Origin of the sequence: Sinomonas sp. R1AF57 (assembly GCF_002224485.1) — a bacterium.
GTDB lineage: Bacteria > Actinomycetota > Actinomycetes > Actinomycetales > Micrococcaceae > Sinomonas > Sinomonas flava.
Map to the genome: position 1 here is coordinate 769,760 of NZ_CP022463.1, position 19,154 is coordinate 788,913.

Here is a 19,154-nt window from a genome sequence, read left to right on the forward strand (position 1 = left end):
CGCGCCCGGTCAGGGGTGGCGTTCGGTGAAGTCGGCCCAGTCGAGGGCGAACCGCGTGCGAGCCTCCGCGGCGCGCTGCTGCTCGAGGGCGTGCAGGCGGCCGAAGCTGAACGCGCTGTCGCCCTCCTCGTGGGCCTGGGCGGCGAGATCGAGCAGGTGCCCGCGGCTCACGACGCTGTCCTGGAGCTCGCCGAGGGTCTCCTGGATCTGCTCGGCCGCCTTGGCGAGCCGCTTGGCCCGCTTGCCCAGGACGGGGCGGGCGGCCTCGGCCGCGTAGCGGAGCCGCTTGGCCTTCTTGCGCACCTCGTGCAGGGCGGCGTCGACGGTGTCCTGGTCCGCGTCGGCGTCCTCGGCCTCCTCGGCGGCGTCGACGGTGTCCTGGTCCGCGTCGGCGTCCTCGGCCTCCTCGGCGGCGTCGACGGCGTCGTGGAGGCGCTCGATGTCCTTCGCGACGCGCTTCGCGACGGCCTTGCGGGCTGCCTTCGCGGCCCGCTCGGTCAGGGGCGGCTCGGCGAGGAAGGCGTCGAGGGTGTCGAGGAGGCGGAAGTAGCGCTCGCTGTCCAGCGCGACGAGGCCCACCTCGTGCGCCTGCCGATACCGGGCCTCCGACTCGCGGCGGATCCGGTCCGCGACCGGACCCACCACGAGCGCTCCCGGCTCGGCGCCGGCCAGCTCCGCGAGCCGCTCGCGCATGACCTCGACGTCGCGCGCCTGGCCCACGGTCTGGGAGAGCCACTTGAGTTCGTCCCGGAGCCGGTTGGCCCTCTCCGCGTCCACGAACGGGCGGAACGTCGCCAGGGCCGAGCGCATGCGGCGTACGGCGACCCTGAGCTGGTGCACGGCGTCGGGCGCGTCCTGGCGCACCTGCGGGTCCATCGCCTTCAGCGCCTCCGCCTGCCCTCGCAGGCGGGCCAGGAGGACGACGCCGGCGGGACCCTTCCGCTTCGGCCTCTCCGCGCGCTCGGGCAGCACCGGGTAGGAGGGGCCGAGGGCGCGGGCCAGTTTCGACGGGAGCTCCGCGGGGTGCACGCCCCCATCGGCGAGGAGGTCGTCGGCCGCTGACAGGAGCTCTTCCTCGCCCCCGATGAGTTCGATCTCCCACTCCCGCCACGCCTGCCGCAGGCCGCCCGAGGGAGGCGCCTCGGACTCGACGTGGTCGTCGCAGAACTCCGCGAGCGCGGTGCCTTCCGCGTCGAGCAGCAGCACCACCGTGCGTCGGGTCTTCAGTCGGGCGACCGGGCGGAGGTCCCTGGCCCGGGTGTGCACCGAGACGAGGTGCCGGAGCCGCTCCGGCACCCGCGCGGCGTCGGCCCCGAGCGGTTCGGTCACCTCGGTCCGCGCGCCCCCCTTGCCGGGGAGCTTGAGGTGCCAGCCGGCGTCCTTGCCGCCCGTGCGCCGGCGCAGGGTGATGCGGTTCGCGGCCAGGGCGAAGTCCTCGGTGTCGAAGTAGACCGCCTCGAGGGTGTGCGTGACGGGCGCGCCGACGCGTCTCACCTCGGGCAGGCCTTCGAGGGAGGGGATCGGGGTGGCTGCCTCGACGGTGTACTTGCGTTCCACCTCGAGGGCGTCCTGGGCGGCCATGAGCCCAGCCTACGGTTGGGGCAGCCGGGGCGCACTGGGCGACCGACCGAGCGGGCACTGCGCCTCGGCACGCGGGCAGGCCTTCCGCCTCTGGCCTGTTCATGGGTATCGGGGCAGGCTGGGCTGCGACGGATGGCGCGCGGAAGGTTGCAGGATGGCCGAGGCAGCGGATCTCGGAAGGACCCGTACTGACGGCGGCGCCGCACGCCTCGTCTACCTCGACGTCCTCAGGGTCCTGATCGTCGGCATGGTGATCGTCCACCACGCCGCACAAGCCTACGGACCCACGGGTGGATTCTGGCCGGTCAAGGACGCGGCGACGAGCGACCTGTTCCGCCCCTTCTACACGGTCAACGCCGCAGTCGGCCTGGGCCTGCTCTTCCTCATCGCAGGCTTCTTCACGCCGAGGTCGTGCGACCGGAAGGGCGCGCGCCGGTTCCTGCGGGAGCGATGGGTGCGGATCGGTGTCCCGCTTGTGTTCTTCATCGTGGCAGTGAACGTTCCCCTGGTCTGGCTGGCCCTGGGGCGACCGTCTCTCGGCGCGCTCGTTGCAGCGCTCTACGACGGCGCGTGGCAGCCTGCTTACCTGCACCTCTGGTTCCTCGGCCATCTCCTGCTCTACACCCTCGCCTATGTTGCGGTCGCACGGGTCTCGGCTGTGGGCCGCCTCCGGCGCCGCACGCCTTTGCCACCGCCCGGCCACGGGGCGATTCTTGCCTTCGTCGGGGCGCTCGTGCTGGTCACCTGGGTCGTCCGGTGGTGGTTCTCCGTCGATGACTGGATTCCGCTGTTCTTTGCCGTCCCCGCCGAGCCGGCGAACATGGCGCAGTACATGAGCCTGTTCGTGGTGGGCGTCCTCGCCTATCGCAATTCCTGGTTCGAGCGCATCCCCCGCGGCGTGGGCGTCGTGTGGCTGTGCATCGCGCTTGCCGCGGCCGCCGCGGTCTTCTCGTTCCAGGTCCTCGGCCTCTGGACGACGGTGACGGCGACGGGGGGTCCAGACTGGCGCTCAGCACTCCGTGTGACGCTCGAGATCCTGATCTGCGCGGGACTCTCGGTGGGCCTCGTCGTCGTGCTTCGCGAGGCGCTGCGGCGGGAGCGGCCGTTCATGGCGGCGATGGCGCGCGCCAGCTATGCGGCCTACATCCTCCACGTGTACATCGTCGTGGGGCTGCAGGTGGCGATCCTGCAGCCGGCGTGGCCCGCAGGAGTCAAGTTCCTCCTCGTCGCCGTGTTCGGGCTGCTGTTCTCCTTCGGCGCCGCCCACCTCTCGGGGAAGGTGCCCGGACTGAGGGTGCTGCTCGGCACAGCTCCACGGCTCAGGCAGCAGGCCTGACCGGGCCCACGGTGCCCCTTCATCGTCCGACGCGCACGGATACGGGTACGGCGAGGTGCTGTGGCAGTCTCAGCAGGGCCAGCCCGACGGCTGCGAACCAGATCCACAGGAGCGGGCCGTAGACGGCGTACAGGCCGGTGACGGCGAAGCGCAGGGCCTCGCCCGCAAGGCCCAGGGCCCCGGTGACGATCCCGAGCCACCCGATCCAGCGCGGCAGCACACTCCGGACCATCGGCAGCGAGATGAGCAGGATGCCCAGCGGTGTGAGGGCGCCCCCGAAGGTGACGGTGTTGTTCTCCGCCACGAGCGCCTCCGCGGCTGCCGCGAGGGCCGACCGCGCGCCGTCGTCCGCCGCGGCCGCGTACTGGGAGCTGAGGGTGACCAGGGAGAGGCTGCCCACGCTGGTCGTCGGCACGGCGATGAGCGCCGTCCACGACGCCGCCCCCACCACGAAGCCCAGCACCGCCAGGCTCGGGCTGGCGGGCAGCAGCGCCACGAGGAGCGCCGTGAACACGACGAGCCCGAACAGGGACGGCACGAGCCAGAGCAGCTGCTGCGCGACGTACGACGCCGTGTGGTCGGCGATGAAGCGCAGCGTCGCCTCACCGCCGGACACCGGGGGCGGGTCGCCGAAGTACAGGGCGAGGGCCGTCAGGCCGAAGAGGACGAAGAGGATCCCCGCGATCCCGGCGGCCCGGTACAGCGGGACCCACGCGCGGGCAGCAGGCCAGGGGAGCGCCGTCATGCGTCGAGCGTAGGTGCGGAGGCCTCCGCGGGCCTTGGGCCGAAGGGCCCGCATCGCGCGGCCTGGCGCTGCGGGACCTCCGACTCTGCCGCGGCCGGCGCGTCCGGGCCTACTGTCGAGGTGAGTGGGGCAGGACGTGTTCCTAAGGGAGTGGTTGCCATGAACCCCATCGTCCAGATGATCGTCTTCTTCTGCTTCGCGGTGCCGGCCGTTGTCGGGAGCGTGCTCGCGGTCTGGTACACGTGGGCGAGGTATCTCGGCCGCATCGGGACCGGGCTGATGATGCTGGTGGGCGGAGCGGGCGTGAACGCCTCGTTCCTGATCGCCGGCGCGACCTATGTCGACTTCGCCGACGAGGCCAAGTTCGGCTGGGTCACACGGGCTTGGCGCGCTGTGGTGCCCGCAAACCCGGTCTTCTACATTGCGCTGCTCATCGTGTTCGAGGCCGTGGTCGGGATCCTGATCCTCTCGGGCGGGTGGCCCACGAGGATCGGCCTCCTCGCCGCGATCGCCTTCCACCTCGGGCTGGGCGTGTTCTTCACGTGGTTCCTGACGTACTACGCCGCCGTCATGATCGTCTCCATGGTGCTGCTGCTGCGGGCCGAGTGGGGCCGTGAGCCGGCGCCCGTGCTGAGGATCCGCCGGCACCGTCTGGCGTAGGGCTTTCGATCGTGGGGTGACGGGTCAGAGCGTCTCTGACCCGTCACCGCGCGGACAGGCCCATCACCCCACCATCGGAGACTGGGCCCTACTCCTCGTCCGCCAGGTTCAGCGAGGCTGCCTGCAGGACGGCCTCGATGTTCGCACCGGGGACGTCCTCGCGGTAGGCGTCGGCGACGCTCTTGAAGCCGATCGCCATCCCCAGGACGAGGCGCGTGTAGTCCGGGGCCAGCGCCTCGATGACCTGCCGGACCACCTGGGGGAGGACCTCCCGCAGCAGCGCAGCCTGCTCCGGGGAGCCGCCGGAGAAGGACACGGACACCATGTCATCCACCCGGGCGAGGGTGTTCAGCGATTCCTTGAACATCTCGGTCGCGGCGGGGTCCTCCGGCTCCCACGAGAGGGCCGCGGTCAGGATCCCGATGCCGCGCTGGACCATTTCCGTCTCGTCGCTCATGGTGCCATCCTTACCCGCCCACCGGGCGGTTCACGTTAAACAGCACGGGCGGGTCCGCCGAAGCGGACCCGCCCGTTGGCGCCCTGGGTCAGGGGCCTACCCCCTTCAGAGGGGACGGATGTTCGTGGCCTGCGGGCCCTTGGGTCCACGCTCGGAGTCGAACTCGACCCGCTGGCCCTCGTCGAGGGAGCGGAAGCCGGTGGAGACGATCGCGCTGTAGTGGGCGAAGACGTCAGGGGTGCCGTCTTCGGGGGCGATGAATCCAAAGCCCTTCTCGGAGTTGAACCATTTCACGGTGCCAGTGGCCATGCGTGTTTCCTTCTTGTGTTGATCCGGCCGCTTGTCCGCGGCCGGTTTGTGCTGCGTCGGCGGCGCCGGCGCGGGACAACTGTGGGTGATGGAGGATGAGAATGAGGGGCGCTGCCTCGGCTGGTTGCGAGTGCGCGGTTCGATGATGGCTGACGTGGGCGGCGGACGGCGCCGTTCTCGCGCGTCGGCTCTGGGTCGATCGTCAGTTCAGTCTACATGTTTCCGGGTTCTTCGCTCAGATGGCGTCACACATGCGCTTTCGGCACCGCGCTGAAGTGCGGACTGCTCGATGCATGGTGGAGTTCTGAACGGCCATCAGGTCCGCCGGTACGCGGCAGTGACCGGACATTCGAAGGGATCGCGCGCGGCGAGGCCAACCCGGTTGAGGTAACTCACGACGATGCCGTAGGAACGCCACAGGCTCGTCTCGGTGTAGGGGACCGCGAGGCGTTCGCACTGCTCCCGGACGATCCGCCGCGCCTTCGCGAGGTGGGGTCGGGGCATGCTCGGGAAGAGGTGGTGCTCGACCTGGTAGTTCAGGCCGCCCATGAGCCACGTGGCCCACCAGCCGCCCGCGATGTTGCGCGAGGTGCGGACCTGCTTGCTGAAGAAGTCCAGCTTCGCATCCCGCGCGATCACCGCCATGCCCTTGTGGTTCGGGGCGAACGTTGCCCCCATGTACAGGCCGAACACGGCCAGCTGCACGCCCAGGAATGCGAACGCCATGCCGAGCGGCAGGAGCCAGAAGAGCGGGACGAGCACCAGGCCGAAGCGCAGCGTGATCAGGCCCAGCTCGGTCCAGCGCCCCTTGACCTTGCCCCGTGAGAACAGGTGCCGGAAGCTCAGGAAGTGCAGGTTGAGCCCCTCGAGCGTGAGCAGCGGGAAGAACAGCCAGCCCTGGCGGCGGGTGATCCAGGCCCGGAGGCCGCGAGCTGCTGCCGCGTCCTCAGCCACGAAGGAGATCGTGTCGACCTCGATGTCCGGATCCTTGCCCACCCGGTTCGGGTTGGCGTGGTGGCGGGTGTGCTTGGAGTCCCACCACGAGTAGCTCATGCCCGCAACCGCACCGAGGGCCCTTGCGAGGCGATCGTTCGCCGGCCCCGTCGCGAGGATCTGCCGGTGCGCAGCCTCATGGGCCAGGAACGCGACCTGGGTGAAGAGGATCCCGAGACCCGCGGCAATCAGCAGCTGGAACCAGCTGTGGCCCAAGAGGATGGATCCGGTGAGGAAGCCCGCCAGCGTTGCGAGGAGGCCCGCGCCGACCAAGGCGTAGAACCACGGGGTGCGGCGCAGGAGCCCGGTTTCGCGGACCACCTGGGCGACCTGGAGATAGGCCTGGGTCAGCGGCGGGAACGTGTCGGTGCCCGCATAGCGCTGGGCGCGGCGAGAAGGGTGGGCTGCGGTACTGGATGCTGTGGCGATCAGGGACCTTCTTGACTGCTCCGCTCACGGGCGGATGCGCCGTGCCAGCGGCGCTGGCACGCGGGAATGTGGATGGGTGATGGGGGCTGCCGGACGAGGGGCAGAGGCCGCAGCGTACGGGCGGCACGGATCCTTCCAGCAGAGCGCGCTGTCCGCGCCGGGAAGGAGGGGAAGGAGGAATACGTGAGGCTCGGAGATTTCATCGAGCCTGCGCAAACGCATCGTCTGGACGACCATCTGGGTAGTCCGCGTCCTCACCAGTCTACACGTGATTGCTGTGGAGTACTGTTGACGGCATGCACTACGCCATGTCTCCCCGCGCCCCTCGAGCCGGGGAGCAGGGCTTCGCCATCACCGAGCTTGCCTCGGCACTGGGGGAGGATGCCTTCGGACACCCCCGTGAATACGGGTTCGGCGAGTGCGATGCCGAGACGATGCGGCAGCTCGTGCTGGCGCGTGACGTGCCCGACGGCCCCGTGAGGATCTACAGGGCGCTGCCCCCGGGCCTCGGGGAGATCAACAGCGGGGACTGGGTGACGCTCTCCAAGGACTTCGCCCGCCAGCATGCCATACGGGATGACTTCATCGCCCACGACTGGCCCATCGTCTACGCCGACGTCCCCGCACCCACTGTGCTCACGGACGGCAAGTACCTCGACCAGTACGGCTACGCCGGCCCGTCGCTGACAGGGCTCGAGGACCATGTGGTGGAGGACGAAGCTGAGCTTTCCGACGCGGGCAGCGACACCCTCTACGACGACTGACCCGCTGGCCGCGCGGACGGAATCCCCCCTTACCTTCGGGTCGCAGCAGTCCTATTCTGATGGCATCTGAGGCCTTCGGCACTGGGGGAATGGTCATGAACAGGGTCGTCGAGAACTCGATGATCGTCTTCTTCATTCTGGCCATACCGGTTGTCATCGGCGGCCTCTTCGCAGGCGTGAACATCTGGGCCAGACTGGTCGGGCGCATCGGCATGGGGCTCGTGATGCTCCTCGGAGGCGCGGCGGTAAACGCCTCGTTCCTGGCCTCCGGCGCCGACTACGCGACGTTCGCCAACGACGCGAAGTTCGCGTGGGTGACGCACACATGGCGGGACGTCGTCCCCGCCAAACCCCTCCTGTGGATCGGGCTGCTGGTCGTGTTCCAGGCACTCATCGGGATCATGGTCCTCTCGGGAGGGTGGCCGACCCGCATCGGGCTGATCGGTGCCATCCTCTTCCACGTTGCCCTCGGCGTGTTCTTCTCCTGGTTCCTCACCGCCTACGCCGCGGTGGTCCTCGTGGCCATTGTCCCGCTGCTCCGCGCGGAATGGCGCGCCGAAGGCCACGCCGCGCACCCTCCCATCAGCCACCGCCCCGCCTGACAAGGCCCGAGGGCTGGGACGGCCACCAGCCCTTCGGCATGTTGTCCACAGGCGGCCTTCCCGGGTGCGCCGCCCAGTGCGCCGGGGCTACGCTCAGACTGTCTGTGAAAGGCGCCGACAAGGTCTATCTCGGGGGGAGATTGCTCGATGCGTTCTGATGTGCCTGCTGACAGTCCGACGGTGGGGGAGGGCCAGCCCGGGGCATCGCCGAACCTGGCCGCGGTTCCGTGGCAGGGGGCGGTGGCCGGCGTGGCCGCGGCCCTCGTGTTCTTCGCCTTGTGCCTGGCAAGCGTCCTCCTCGCGGCGGCGGGAGGAGCGGTCGAGTCGCTGGGCAGCTCTCTCCCGGGGGTCGGGGAGGCGGTTCCGGAGGGGGCTGTCGGTGCGGTCGTGGGGGTCGCGGCGCAGGTGGGCGCGATGGCCCTTCTGGGCACGTCGGAAGGCCGCGCATCTGCAGGGTTGGGCGTGCAGGGTTCGGTGAGCGCCTTCGTGGTGCCGTTCGGGCTCACGGTCGTCGCCGCGGTGCTCGCCCTGTGGGCCGGCGCCGTGCAGGCGCGCCTCGCGCCGGCTCCGAGTGTTGCCGTCCGAGCGGCCCAGTCCGGTGCCCTCGGCGTCGGATTTGCCGCGACCACGACTGCGATCGCCGCCTCCGCACGGGTGCATTCCGTTCAACCCGGCACAACGCTCGACCTCAGCGCGGCCGGCGTCGTGCCGTTCTTGGTGGCGCTTGTGCTCGGCGCCGCCATGGGGTGGATCGGGTCCGGGATCGGCCGCCCGTCGACACCGCGGCCCTTGACTGGCTCCCAGACCTCCAGTGTGGCCGCGCTGCTGCTCCCGCCCGTGAAGGCCTGCGCCGCCCACCTGCTGGTCTTCAGCCTGATCGCGGCGCCCGTCGCCTGGATCGTCGGCGGCGTCCAAGGCGGGTGGGGCGCGACCCTCTCCGGTCCGCTGTGGCTCGGCCATGCCGTCGCCGGAGCCTTCACCATCGGCCATGTCGGTGGGATTTCCGCCGGCAGCTCAGCGGGCACGATGCGGGGCGACGGCCTCTACTACTTCCTCGCCGGCGACGGCGGCCCGGTTCCCGTCTGGGCCGCGTGGCTCCTCGTGGTCCTGGCGCTCGGGGCGACGGCGGTCGCCGGTGCCGTGCTCTCTGTGGCCCGCGGTGCGGCGGCCCGGGACTGGAGGTCGGCGTGGACCGGCCCTGTCGCCTACGCCTTCGCGGGCCTCGTGATCCTGGGCGTGTTCCATGTCTCGGTGGACGTGACGTTCAGCGCCTTCCTGGGGACGGGCTCGGCCCGCGTGTCTGCGGGTCCCTCGGCGTGGTCGCCGCTCGTCCTCGGGGCGTGGGGGCTGCTCGCCGAGGTCGCCAGCCGGGCGCTCGCCCCGTACGCCCTGGGCGCGCTGCCGGCCCCGGTCCTCGCCGGGCTGGGCCGCAGGCTCGGGCCCCAGGCGCCCCCTGCCGGCGCTCCCGCGCCGGACGGGCATGGCGCTGCCCTGTCCGCGGCAGCCAGCGGCGAGGCACGGACGCACGACGCCGGGGCCGCGGCGGCCGCTGGAACCGCACCGGCTGCTTCCCCCGCCGTCAGAACCCTGAGCCCGCGGGCGAGGAAGCGGGCGCTCGTGGTGGCTGTCGCCGTCGTGGGCGTGGGCCTGCTCGTGGGGGCGGGAGCGATCGCTGTGGCGGTCGTCAAGGCGGGCAAGGGACCCGACGCAGTGGTCCGCGCCTACCTGGACGACGTCGTGGCGGGACGGGCTGAGGCTGCCATGGAGAAGGTCTCGCCGAACGTGCCGAATGAGTCGCGGGCGCTGCTGAGCGACGACGTGTACGGGAAGGCAGGCGGCCGGATTGACCGGTACTCGATGGTGAGCACGGAGTCCGCAGGGAATGCATCGACGGTGGTGGTGGAGCTCAGCCAGGGCGGGCGCACCGAGCGCCAGACGTTCACCGTGTCCAAGCGCGATCCGAGCCTGCTCGACGACCACTGGACCGTCGACTCCGGCAGCCTCGTGCGTCCGCTGACCGTCGCCGTGAACACGAAGAACCCCAAGGTCATGGCCAACGGGACGGCCGTCAGCACCGGTGCCTCCGACGTGAAGGTGGGGAACTCCTACGCCTTCGGCTCGGCGGGCACGCCGACGGGCCCGGACGGTTGGCTCTCGGACCGGACCACGGCCATGACCTTCTATGCCCTTCCGGGGGAGTACACGTTCGGCATCGACACAGGGAGCCCATTGCTCGAGGTCCCCGAGCAGCGCCTCAGTGTGGCCATCGGCGCGCAGGCGCCGGCAACAGCAGGCCTCAAGGCTGCTCTGAGCAAGGCGTTCCAAGATCAGCTCGACGCGTCCGTGAAGGCCTTCCTGGACCGCTGCGCCGCCCGGACTGAGCTCTCGAAGTCCAGCAGCTCCAGCGACAGCGCGTGCCCGTTCGACCGTTCGGCATGGTCGGGCTACGACTACCGGAATGTCCACTGGAGCATCACGAAGGCGCCGGCCTACACGGTGGGCGACCGCGTCTACTCCGACGGCGCAGTCGCCGTGCAGCCGAAGGCCCCGGGGACCGCGGAGCTCACCTACCAGAGCAAGAGCACCTCCTCCTACGCCAAGGACAGCCCGTACACCGACACCAAGGACAGCACGAGCATCTACCTCTACGGCGTGGCCAAGGTCAGGGACGGGAAGGTCGAGTTCCAGTACGCCCCGTACGGGTCCTACACGCCGGGCTCCTGATGGGTCGAGGTCCGAGCCGGAGGCGACGGGGTCCTGAGTCTGGGCGGTGCGGTCCATCGGGCCGCCCGCCCAACAGCCGTGCCCGGCGCTCTGGCCCGGGGGTCCGCACCGTGCCTACGATGCCCGGACCGCGACAGGAGGACCCATGACCGTTCCGGACCGCTCGCCCCACGCCAACCCCGCCGCCGACCCACAGTGGTTCCGCAGCGCCGTCGTCTACCAGATCTACCCCCGCAGCTTCGCGGACTCCGACGGCGACGGCGTGGGCGACCTCCGCGGGATCATCGGAAAGCTGGACTACCTCGAGCGGCTTGGCGTGGACGTCGTCTGGCTCTCGCCCGTGTACCGGTCGCCCCAGGACGACAACGGCTACGACATCAGCGACTACCGGGACATCGACCCGCTCTTCGGGTCCCTCACAGACCTCGACGAGCTCATCGAGGGCCTCCACGCCCGCGGGATGAAGCTCGTCATGGACCTCGTGGTCAACCACACCTCGGACGAGCACCCGTGGTTCGAGGAGTCGCGCGCGTCGAAGGACTCGCCGCGGCGCGACTGGTACTGGTGGCGCCCGCCCCGGCCCGGCCGCAAGCCCGGCACGCCCGGCGCGGAGCCGAACAACTGGGGCTCGTTCTTCTCCGGGTCGGCGTGGCAGTTCGACGAGGCCTCCGGCGAGTACTACCTCCACCTCTTCTCGAGGAAGCAGCCGGACCTGAACTGGGAGAACCCCGAGGTCCGGCAGGCCGTCTACGCGATGATGAACTGGTGGCTGGACCGCGGGGTGGACGGATTCCGGATGGACGTCATCAACTTCATCTCCAAGGACCCCGCCCTGGCGGACACCCCCGTCCACGAGGGCGAGCTCCACAGCCACGACCGCCGCGGCTACGCGTGCGGCCCCCGGATCCACGAGTTCCTCCAGGAGATGCACCGGGAGGTGTTCGCACACCGCGGCCCGGGCCTGCTGACCGTGGGCGAGATGCCCAGCGTCACGGTTGAGGACGCGGTCCTGTTCACCGATCCCGCCCGCCACGAGCTGGACATGGTCTTCCAGTTCGAGCACGTGAACCTCGACCACGGCGGGGGCAGCAAATGGCGCCCCGGCCGCATGCGGCTCACGGACCTGAAGGCCTCGTTCGGCCGATGGCAGAAGGGGCTCGAGGAGCGCGGCTGGAACAGCCTCTACTGGGGCAACCACGACCAGCCGCGGATCGTGTCCCGGTGGGGAGACGACGGCGAGTACCGGGAGCTCTCGGCGAAGATGCTCGCCGGTGTCCTGCACCTGCACCGCGGCACCCCGTACGTGTACCAGGGCGAGGAGCTGGGCATGACGAACATGGCCTTCGCCGGGATCGACGCGCATCGGGACATCGAGGTCCTGAATCACTATCGCGAGGCCACCGGCGGCCTGGGCCTGGACCCAGTGCAGGTCCTGGAGTCCATCGCCCCGCTCAACCGGGACAACGCCCGCACGCCCGTCCAGTGGGACGCCGGGCCCAACGCCGGCTTCACCACCGGCACCCCCTGGATCGTGGTCAACCCCAACGCCGCGGAGATCAACGCCGCGGCCCAGGTCGACCGTGAGGACTCCGTCTTCGCCTTCTACCGCGAGCTCATCCGCCTCCGCCACGAGCTGCCGGTGATTGCCGACGGCGACTTCACCATGCTCCTGCCCGAGACCGAGGCCGTCTACGCCTTCACCCGGCGCCTCGGGGCCACGGAGCTGCTCGTCCTCGGCAACTTCTCGGCCGAGCCGCGGCCGGTGGAGCTCGGCGACCCGGGCTGGGCCCACGCCCAGGTGCTGCTCGGCAACCGCCCTGACAGCCCGGGCCTGGACCTGGGGCCCTGGGAGTTCGCCTGCCGGATCCGCACCGTCTCGGCCTGAACGCCCGTCTTCGGGCCCCCACCGGACAGCCCTCTGCGCGGTACTGATCGGAAAAGCTGACCGATAGTGTTCGGGAAGAGTCGCTTTACCTGATGGGACACAGCTCCGGATACTGAACAAGGCCGATGTGGTGGGCGTCACGTTGGGGAGCCGCTGCCCGCGGAGGCCGCACAGTCCAGAAGGCCCGGCAACGGGTCTGGAGCAACGGTGGGAGTTTCTCGATGAGTGGGCAGAATCCTCGGTCGGTGTGGCGACGCAAGCCACTGGAGGAGATGGAAGACGAGACCGTCAAGAGCGGGCTGTTCAGGAGTCTCGGCCTGTGGCAGCTGACGGCGATCGGTGTCGGCGGGATCATCGGCGTGGGCATCTTCTCCCTCGCCGGGCTCGTGGCGCACGGCGACGCAGACAACCCCGGGGTCGGGCCGGCAGTCCTGATCTCGTTCCTGGTCGCGGGCCTGGCCTCCGCCGCCGCGGCGCTCTCCTACGCGGAGTTCGCCGGCATGATCCCGCGCGCCGGCTCCGCGTACACCTACGGCTACGTGGCGCTGGGCGAGATCACCGGCTGGTTCATCGGGTGGGACCTGCTGCTGGAGTACATCGCGATCGTGGCTGTGGTGGCGATCGGCATCTCCGGGTACCTCGACGCGTTCCTGGGCGGCTTCGGCGTCCACCTTCCGGCGTGGATGACTTCCACCGTGGACGAGGGCAAGGGCGGCATCGTCAACGTGCCGGCCATCCTGATCTGCCTCCTCGTCACGCTGATCCTCAGCCGCGGGACCAAGGCGTTCGGCCGCTTCGAGCTCGCCGTCGTGGCCATCAAGGTCACGCTGATCCTGTTCATCGTGGGCCTGGGCGTCTTCTACATCAACACCAACAACTACACGCCGTTCATGCCCAGCGGCTTCGGTCCGGTGATGAGCGGCGCGGCCACGGTCTTCTTCGCCGTCTTCGGCTACGACGCCATGAGCACGGCCGCCGAGGAGGCCACGGAGGGCAAGAAGCACATGCCCAAGGCCATCATCCTGTCCCTCATCATCGCGATGCTCCTCTACGTGGCCGCGACTCTGGTCCTGACGGGCATGCAGAACTACCAGGACATCGACCCCAAGGCCGGGTTTGCCTCCGCCTTCACCGGGGTGGGCCTGCCGGTCATCGCGAGCATCATCTCGGTGTTCGCGGTGCTCTCCATCCTCACCGTGATGCTGACCTTCCTGCTCGGCGTGACCCGCGTCTGGTTCTCCATGAGCCGCGACGGCTTGCTGCCGAAGTGGTTCTCGAAGGTGGACCGCGGCGGGACCCCTCAGCGCGTCACCTGGATCGCCGGCGTCGGCTCGGCGTTCCTGGCCGGCGTGTTCCCCATCCGCGCCGTGGCCGACCTGACCAACATCGGCATCCTCGCCGCCTTCGTGGTGGTGTGCGTCTCGGTCATCGTGTTCCGGCGCACCAAGCCGGACGCCCCGCGCACCTTCCGCCTGCCGTGGATGCCGGTGGTCCCCGCGGTCGGCGTCATCGCCTCGCTCCTGCTGATCAGCCAGCTGCACTGGGAGACCTGGCTGCGCTTCGTGGTCTGGCTCGTGATCGGGCTGGTCATCTACTTCGCCTACGGGCGCAAGCACTCGCTCATGAACCCGGACAGCCCGCGCCGCGTGCAGGAGGCGAGCCTGCGCGGCTGAGGCGCCCGCCTCGGTGAGATGGTTGACGGTGGTTGAGCGGAGTCGAAACCACGGACGCACAACGGTGGTTGAGCGGAGTCGAAACCACGGGCGCACACCGGTTGTTGAGCGGGGTCGAAACCACGGGCGCACACCGGTGGTTGAGCGGGGTCGAAACCACGGGCGCACACCGGTGGTTGAGCGGAGTCGAAACCACGGGCACACACCGGTGGTTGAGCGGAGTCGAAACCACGGGCGCACGACGGCGGGTGCGCACCCGGCGTCGTCCGCGCGGCAGTCCACTGCTGCGGGTCAATGGCTCCCGGCGCCCGTTTCCGCCCAGGGCGCGCAGGCTACCGCCGTTCGACAGACGGCGACCAGGCGTGCTCGATGAAGAGGGTGGGCCTGCCCGTGCCGTCAGCGGGCACCGACCAGACGTCGCTGTCGCCTATCGGAACCCCGCGGGCGAGGCCATAGAGAACCGTGGTGTTGTCCAGCCACTCGGCCTGGTCGTCCACGTTGCGGCCCTCAGCGAGGACGGTCACTTCGCCGGTGGCGAGGTCCAGGACGGCGAGCACCCTCGTGCCCGGCTGGTTCGGATCGGCCTTGTACTTGAAGGCGATCCTGGTCCTGTCCGGTGAGAGCGAGGGGCACTCGACGCCGGCCCGGACGGCGGTGAGCGTCCGCGCCCTGACGCTGCCCTTGACGAGCCAATTGCGGTCCGCCGAGCCGACCGTGGCATAGAAGGTGTCCCCGTCTTCGGCGAACGTCACTCCCCAGAGGTTGTGCTCGGCGGGGCTCAGGGTGACGCCTGGGATGTCGATCGCGTACGCCTCGAGGTTGCCGAAGCCCTCGCCGTCCGTCGCGGAGATCTCTGTGGCGGTGGAGAACCCGCCGGCGTAGCCGCTGCCAGCCACGAACACTGTCGACGACGCGAGCGTGCCGTCCGCGAGCAGGCGGGCCCGGCTGGGCGACCCGTTGAGGGTGCGTGTGCGCAGGAGGTTCCAGTCGGCGTCGAAGATCTCCTCGTCGGTGGTGTTCGCCAGGCCCGGTGTGGCGTGAAGGCAGATGCGGCGCGCGGCGGCCGCGTAGATCCGGTCGCAGGACTGGTCGGTGATCGTCCGCGGTCCCAGGGAGTTGTCGACCGGGACGGTCGCCACCATCCCCTGGCCCTGCCCCGACGCGACGTTGCGGAAGTACACAACGGGCCCGGCGGGCGCGCTTGCGGCGACGGCGGCCTGGGAGGGGGCGCGGGACTCGGACTGGTACTGGGCGTACGCCCAGGCGCCGTAGCCGCCCGCACCGCCGAGGGCCAGGACGGCGATGACGATGAGCAGGATGCTCCGAACGCGGGTGGTCACGCGGCCGCCGTCCGGGCAGTGCGCAGCAGCATCGCCGCGACCGGCAGGGCGGCCGCGAGCACGACGGCGACCAGCCACATCGCGGCGTCGCTCCCGACCGTGTACCAGAGCAGGCCGAAACCCGTCGACGCGAGCAGGCGGGCGACGGCGACGACCGTCTGCGCGGCGGCGATCCCGGTCGCGGCGGCTTCCCGGGGGCGAGGAGGCCGGCCATCGCGGCCAGCACGCCGTCGGTAGCGCCGTAGAAGACGCCCAGCAGGGCCAGCGTCGCGACGGTCGTGGGCAGCCCGGCCCAAGGCATGACGGCGAACGCGTAGGCGGCGAGGAGAGCTGCGTGACCGGCGAGGAAGACGCGCTTGCGGCCCCACCGGTCCGCGAGCCGGCCGATGGGGATGGCCAGGGCCAGGTACGCGGTGTTCGTTCCGACATACAGGAGCGGGAACCACTGGGCAGCGAACGACGTGCGGGCCTGGAGGACGAGGTAGAGGAACCCGTCGCCGACCGTGAGGAGTCCGAGAATTCCGGCGGCGAGCAGCAGCCGCCGCATCGGGCCGGTGTTCACGTCCCGCCAGCGGGGGCGGGGGCGCGGCGGCGACGGCACGGCGTCGGCCGGGAGGCGTCCCCGATCATTCGGGACGAGGAGGCCCAGCACGGCGAGCCCGACGAGCGCGAACGCGAGCGAGGCGACGAAGACGACGCCGTAGCCGTTGGGGATCGCCAGCAGGATCAGGAACGCCAGGACGGGTCCGAGCGTGGCGCCGATCGTGTCGAGCATGCGGTGGACGCCGAACGACCGGCCGAGGTGCTCCGGCTGCGCGGCGAAGCGGATCATCGCGTCCCGCGGGGCGGTGCGGATGCCCTTGCCGACGCGGTCGACGGCGATCACGGCGGCGAGCGAGTTGAACCCGTTGGCCGCCAGCAGGACCACCCTTGCCGCGGCCGAAAGCCCGTAGCCGAAGAACGCGACCCACTTCTGGCTGCCTGACCGGTCTGCGGCCATGCCCGCAGCGATCCGGACCGTGGCGCTGACGCCCTGGTAGATCCCGTCCATGAACCCGTAGGCCACCGTCGACAGACCCAGCGATGCCGTGATGTAGAGGGGAAGGACCGACGCCACCGACTCGGAGGAGACATCGGTCAGCAGGCTGACCACGCCCAGTGCGACGATCGTGGGGGCCAGCCTGAAAGGCGGCGCCTTGCCGGCAGCGAGTTCGGTCCTGCGGCTGCGCCAGTCCGCGAGGGATAGATACATCGGCCGCTCCGATCGCCGCCATCGCCCCATGTGGGCCGGCTCCGCGGCCACACTGCGGCGCCGGTGGGCCCACTCTCGCATATCCGTGTACGCGAAAGCTCCACCTCCGACCACTCGAAAAAGCCAGTCGGAGTACGCGACTTCGCGTTCACGCTCCTCCCGTCTGGGCTGCCTGGTGGGCGGTAGAGGAGAGTGTGTAGCGGGCGCGGGTGGGGAACAGTGACGCGCTCGCTCGGATCAGCTCTGTTTGATCCGGGCGGCGCTGTTCTTGCGAAGCCGTCGCGCGGCTGCCCGAAGATTTCACCGCCGCAAACCCCGAAGTCCCGTGGCGGTCCATGAAGGCGACTCGCAATCTCGTAGCGCACAGCTACGACCAGGTCGACTACGACCTCCTATGGGGCGCGCTGGCTCGTCAGCTGCCGATCGAGGCAGAACGTGTGCGGAGCATTGTGAGTCGGCTAAACACGTAGGCGGGCGCGCGTTTAGTTGAATGTCCGGTTCCCCGGATGCGGAGAACACCTTCGGTACTTCAGGCCTCGTCGGGTGCTCGCCCAGATGGTGGAATGGGCGATACCGAGGCGCCGGGCGCCCGGTCTCGAATTGGGGGGACGTGGGGGGAGCTGTGGATCGTGATGCGCGGTCGGTCGCCTTTTCTGGGCTCTATCCGATGCAGTGGGCCTGGTACCGGAACTTTGGGGGCGGCCCCAACTATGTGACGCCGGAGCTGAGGAAGGCCAACCTCGCCGTGGGCTGGCGGGCGCTGCTGCGCGTCGGGGGCTGCCTCTCGGCTGCGCTCGGGGCGCTCGTTGCACTGTCCCTGCTCGCCTTCGTCACGGGGACGTCGAAGTCGCCGGGATGGGCGCCACTCGTTCTGGGTGTGCTGCTCGTCGGCTTCGTCTGGTTCATCCGCATCCTCGCCTCTGCCGCCCGCCAGCGCGAGCACAACCGTGGGGTGGCGGCGCGGGCGGGCAGGGCGCACGGTTCGCCCGGCGGCATCCGGGCGGCCGGTAGCCGGTTCGGCTCGGCGCAGGTGCAGGCTGGGGCCGTGGGGGAGGAGGCGACTGCCCTCCTCCTGGACATGCTGCTGAGCATCCCCGGCACCGCGGTCTTCCACGGCCTGCAGTTCCCGTACGACGACAACGCCGACGTCGACCACGCCGTGGCGCGTGGGAACGTCGTCTTCCTGATCGACTCGAAGCTCTACCGGTGGGGCACGTACCAGTGGGATGTTCGCCGGGACCGCGACGTCCTGGTCCGGACGGACGGGTACGGGTCGCCCCGCCCCAACGCGATGCACGCCGCCGCGGAAGGCTATCGGCGGCTGCTGGGTCCGCAGGTCGAGGTCATCCCGCTGGTCCTCATCCACGGGCGCGGCGTCGCCGTCCGGCCGTCGAGCATCTCCGCACACGGGGTCCACCTCGCCACCGCAGCGCAGGCCATGGAGCGGATCGGCAACACGCTCGCTGCCACCATCGGCTACTGGCCCGACAACCCCGCCGTGCACGCCGCGCTCGTGGGGAAGCTCAAGCCCCCGGTTCCGCCCGTTCCCCCGGGAACGGGCAACGCCGCGCCCGGCGGAGGGTGAGCGGACGACGGCGGGTGCGTGCCCGCCGTCGTCCGCTCGCCTGTTCTGTCGGTGCCGTGTGCTCTGATGAGGCCTATGACGACGCCTCCATGTTGCTTTCTTGACGTTCTGCACGGGATACCGTCCTTCGTCCGGGAATCACCCGGGTGATCGGCGGTCCTACCGTGAAAGGACACCAGCATGAACAGCGTGTGGCACATTGCCGCGGATATCCGCCTCCTCCCTGTCCCCGGCGGTCCTTCGCCGAGCCCGGTCGACAGGGTCGTTGCCGCCATGGGGCGGGTGACGGAGGCCGGGGCTGAGACCTTCAGCTTCTCGCCCGAGTCGGAGATGCCGGAGCTCGGTGTCGGTTTCAGGGTGGACGCCGAGACCTTCGAGGACGCATGGGGCTTCGCCCCGTGGGTCGTGGAGCTCCTCGGCGACCTTGCCGGACCTGCCGAGGTCGTTGCTCTGCGGATTTGCGATGACGAGCGCTGGCGCCGCGAGAACGAGCGCGGCGCCGGGAAGCGTGGCTTCTTGAGGCGCTTTCGGGCGTCAGCCCGGTGGTTCAGGGGCGCATAGTTCGTCGCAATTCAGGCGTGTAAACGCTAAGTGAGCGATGAGTGGTGGTTCCGGCTCTCGAAGCCGGAACCACCACTCCCTGTCCACTGCTTCTCGCCTCGGGACAGTGTTATTTACATGTCAAACAAGAATGTGATCTCCTTGCGGGTACGCGCCCGCGGGTTTCGTGAGACTCCATCGGGAAGAGCTCGTCCTTGTCACTCCAGCCGCGCAGCGTTGCGCGGTTCATCGTAAGTGGGTGACCGGGCGCAGGAAAAT

16 protein-coding genes and 2 pseudogenes are annotated in these 19,154 nt (G+C 70.0%); 10 read left to right on the top strand and 8 right to left on the bottom strand.

Going from position 1 to position 19,154, the window contains the following annotated elements:
* Positions 1 to 9 precede the first annotated feature (9 nt).
* Positions 10 to 1,581 carry a CYTH and CHAD domain-containing protein gene (locus CGQ25_RS03575; RefSeq protein ID WP_208711851.1) on the bottom strand — a complete coding sequence of 524 codons (1,572 nt, stop codon included), beginning with the start codon at positions 1,579 to 1,581 and terminating at the stop codon, positions 10 to 12.
* Positions 1,582 to 1,735: 154 nt separating this feature from the next.
* On the opposite strand from CGQ25_RS03575, the gene CGQ25_RS03580 reads away from it, so the two are divergent.
* Positions 1,736 to 2,917, top strand: a complete 1,182-nt coding sequence (locus CGQ25_RS03580; RefSeq protein WP_208711852.1) for an acyltransferase family protein — start codon at positions 1,736 to 1,738, stop codon at positions 2,915 to 2,917.
* Between the two features lie 19 nt (positions 2,918 to 2,936).
* Here the strand turns inward: CGQ25_RS03580 and CGQ25_RS03585 are convergent, their stop codons facing one another.
* A complete protein-coding gene (locus CGQ25_RS03585; RefSeq protein ID WP_208711853.1) occupies positions 2,937 to 3,662 on the bottom strand; it encodes a DUF4386 family protein in 726 nt (241 codons plus the stop codon).
* Positions 3,663 to 3,821: 159 nt separating this feature from the next.
* Between CGQ25_RS03585 and CGQ25_RS03590 the strand changes: the two genes are divergently transcribed.
* Positions 3,822 to 4,322: a hypothetical protein gene (locus tag CGQ25_RS03590; RefSeq protein WP_208711854.1), complete on the top strand. Its 501-nt coding sequence runs from the start codon at positions 3,822 to 3,824 to the stop codon at positions 4,320 to 4,322.
* Positions 4,323 to 4,410: 88 nt separating this feature from the next.
* Here the strand turns inward: CGQ25_RS03590 and CGQ25_RS03595 are convergent, their stop codons facing one another.
* From CGQ25_RS03595 to CGQ25_RS03605, 3 genes are all read right to left on the bottom strand, one after another.
* A complete protein-coding gene (locus tag CGQ25_RS03595) occupies positions 4,411 to 4,779 on the bottom strand; it encodes a hypothetical protein (protein ID WP_208711855.1) in 369 nt (122 codons plus the stop codon).
* A gap of 105 nt (positions 4,780 to 4,884) precedes the next feature.
* Positions 4,885 to 5,088, bottom strand: a complete 204-nt coding sequence (locus CGQ25_RS03600) for a cold-shock protein (protein WP_208711856.1) — start codon at positions 5,086 to 5,088, stop codon at positions 4,885 to 4,887.
* A 315-nt stretch (positions 5,089 to 5,403) separates the two neighbouring features.
* The gene (locus CGQ25_RS03605; RefSeq protein ID WP_208712857.1) at positions 5,404 to 6,513 is read right to left on the bottom strand and encodes an acyl-CoA desaturase; all 1,110 of its coding nucleotides are present in this window, start codon (positions 6,511 to 6,513) and stop codon (positions 5,404 to 5,406) included.
* A gap of 293 nt (positions 6,514 to 6,806) precedes the next feature.
* Between CGQ25_RS03605 and CGQ25_RS03610 the strand changes: the two genes are divergently transcribed.
* The 5 genes from CGQ25_RS03610 (at position 6,807) to CGQ25_RS03630 (ending at position 14,158) form a co-directional block, all read left to right on the top strand.
* The gene (locus CGQ25_RS03610) at positions 6,807 to 7,274 is read left to right on the top strand and encodes a hypothetical protein (RefSeq protein ID WP_208711857.1); all 468 of its coding nucleotides are present in this window, start codon (positions 6,807 to 6,809) and stop codon (positions 7,272 to 7,274) included.
* 59 nt (positions 7,275 to 7,333) lie between these two features.
* Positions 7,334 to 7,876: a hypothetical protein gene (locus CGQ25_RS03615; protein WP_208711858.1), complete on the top strand. Its 543-nt coding sequence runs from the start codon at positions 7,334 to 7,336 to the stop codon at positions 7,874 to 7,876.
* A 147-nt stretch (positions 7,877 to 8,023) separates the two neighbouring features.
* Positions 8,024 to 10,600: a hypothetical protein gene (locus CGQ25_RS03620; protein WP_208711859.1), complete on the top strand. Its 2,577-nt coding sequence runs from the start codon at positions 8,024 to 8,026 to the stop codon at positions 10,598 to 10,600.
* A 145-nt stretch (positions 10,601 to 10,745) separates the two neighbouring features.
* The gene (locus tag CGQ25_RS03625; RefSeq protein WP_208711860.1) at positions 10,746 to 12,485 is read left to right on the top strand and encodes an alpha-glucosidase; all 1,740 of its coding nucleotides are present in this window, start codon (positions 10,746 to 10,748) and stop codon (positions 12,483 to 12,485) included.
* 221 nt (positions 12,486 to 12,706) lie between these two features.
* A complete protein-coding gene (locus CGQ25_RS03630; protein WP_208711861.1) occupies positions 12,707 to 14,158 on the top strand; it encodes an amino acid permease in 1,452 nt (483 codons plus the stop codon).
* 332 nt (positions 14,159 to 14,490) lie between these two features.
* Here CGQ25_RS03630 and CGQ25_RS03635 read toward each other — a convergent pair whose 3' ends face one another.
* The 3 genes and pseudogenes from CGQ25_RS03635 to CGQ25_RS18675 form a co-directional block, all read right to left on the bottom strand.
* Entirely contained in the window at positions 14,491 to 15,498 is a 1,008-nt protein-coding gene (locus CGQ25_RS03635) for a hypothetical protein (RefSeq protein ID WP_208711862.1), read from the bottom strand.
* Entirely contained in the window at positions 15,495 to 15,794 is a 300-nt protein-coding gene (locus CGQ25_RS18670; RefSeq protein WP_369802284.1) for a hypothetical protein, read from the bottom strand. Before CGQ25_RS18670 ends, CGQ25_RS03635 begins: the two co-directional genes overlap by 4 nt.
* A gap of 245 nt (positions 15,795 to 16,039) precedes the next feature.
* Positions 16,040 to 16,831 (bottom strand): annotated as a pseudogene (locus tag CGQ25_RS18675) (MFS transporter); the annotation flags it as partial.
* Positions 16,832 to 17,031: 200 nt separating this feature from the next.
* Between CGQ25_RS18675 and CGQ25_RS18680 the strand changes: the two are divergent.
* From CGQ25_RS18680 to CGQ25_RS03655, 3 genes and pseudogenes are all read left to right on the top strand, one after another.
* A pseudogene (locus CGQ25_RS18680) lies at positions 17,032 to 17,220 on the top strand (DUF86 domain-containing protein); the annotation flags it as partial.
* Positions 17,221 to 17,417: 197 nt separating this feature from the next.
* Positions 17,418 to 18,335: a nuclease-related domain-containing protein gene (locus tag CGQ25_RS03650; RefSeq protein WP_208711863.1), complete on the top strand. Its 918-nt coding sequence runs from the start codon at positions 17,418 to 17,420 to the stop codon at positions 18,333 to 18,335.
* Positions 18,336 to 18,515: 180 nt separating this feature from the next.
* A complete protein-coding gene (locus CGQ25_RS03655; protein ID WP_208711864.1) occupies positions 18,516 to 18,896 on the top strand; it encodes a hypothetical protein in 381 nt (126 codons plus the stop codon).
* Positions 18,897 to 19,154: the final 258 nt, after the last annotated feature.

Bases quoted from the DNA above. Each gene is read 5' to 3' on its own strand.
- CGQ25_RS03575 (WP_208711851.1), bottom strand. From the start codon at position 1,581: ATGGCCGCCCAGGACGCCCTCGAGGTGGAACGCAAGTACACCGTCGAG.
- CGQ25_RS03580 (WP_208711852.1), top strand. From the start codon at position 1,736: ATGGCCGAGGCAGCGGATCTCGGAAGGACCCGTACTGACGGCGGCGCC.
- CGQ25_RS03585 (WP_208711853.1), bottom strand. From the start codon at position 3,662: ATGACGGCGCTCCCCTGGCCTGCTGCCCGCGCGTGGGTCCCGCTGTAC.
- CGQ25_RS03590 (WP_208711854.1), top strand. From the start codon at position 3,822: ATGAACCCCATCGTCCAGATGATCGTCTTCTTCTGCTTCGCGGTGCCG.
- CGQ25_RS03595 (WP_208711855.1), bottom strand. From the start codon at position 4,779: ATGAGCGACGAGACGGAAATGGTCCAGCGCGGCATCGGGATCCTGACC.
- CGQ25_RS03600 (WP_208711856.1), bottom strand. From the start codon at position 5,088: ATGGCCACTGGCACCGTGAAATGGTTCAACTCCGAGAAGGGCTTTGGA.
- CGQ25_RS03610 (WP_208711857.1), top strand. From the start codon at position 6,807: ATGCACTACGCCATGTCTCCCCGCGCCCCTCGAGCCGGGGAGCAGGGC.
- CGQ25_RS03615 (WP_208711858.1), top strand. From the start codon at position 7,334: ATGGCATCTGAGGCCTTCGGCACTGGGGGAATGGTCATGAACAGGGTC.
- CGQ25_RS03620 (WP_208711859.1), top strand. From the start codon at position 8,024: ATGCGTTCTGATGTGCCTGCTGACAGTCCGACGGTGGGGGAGGGCCAG.
- CGQ25_RS03625 (WP_208711860.1), top strand. From the start codon at position 10,746: ATGACCGTTCCGGACCGCTCGCCCCACGCCAACCCCGCCGCCGACCCA.
- CGQ25_RS03630 (WP_208711861.1), top strand. From the start codon at position 12,707: ATGAGTGGGCAGAATCCTCGGTCGGTGTGGCGACGCAAGCCACTGGAG.
- CGQ25_RS03650 (WP_208711863.1), top strand. From the start codon at position 17,418: ATGCAGTGGGCCTGGTACCGGAACTTTGGGGGCGGCCCCAACTATGTG.
- CGQ25_RS03655 (WP_208711864.1), top strand. From the start codon at position 18,516: ATGAACAGCGTGTGGCACATTGCCGCGGATATCCGCCTCCTCCCTGTC.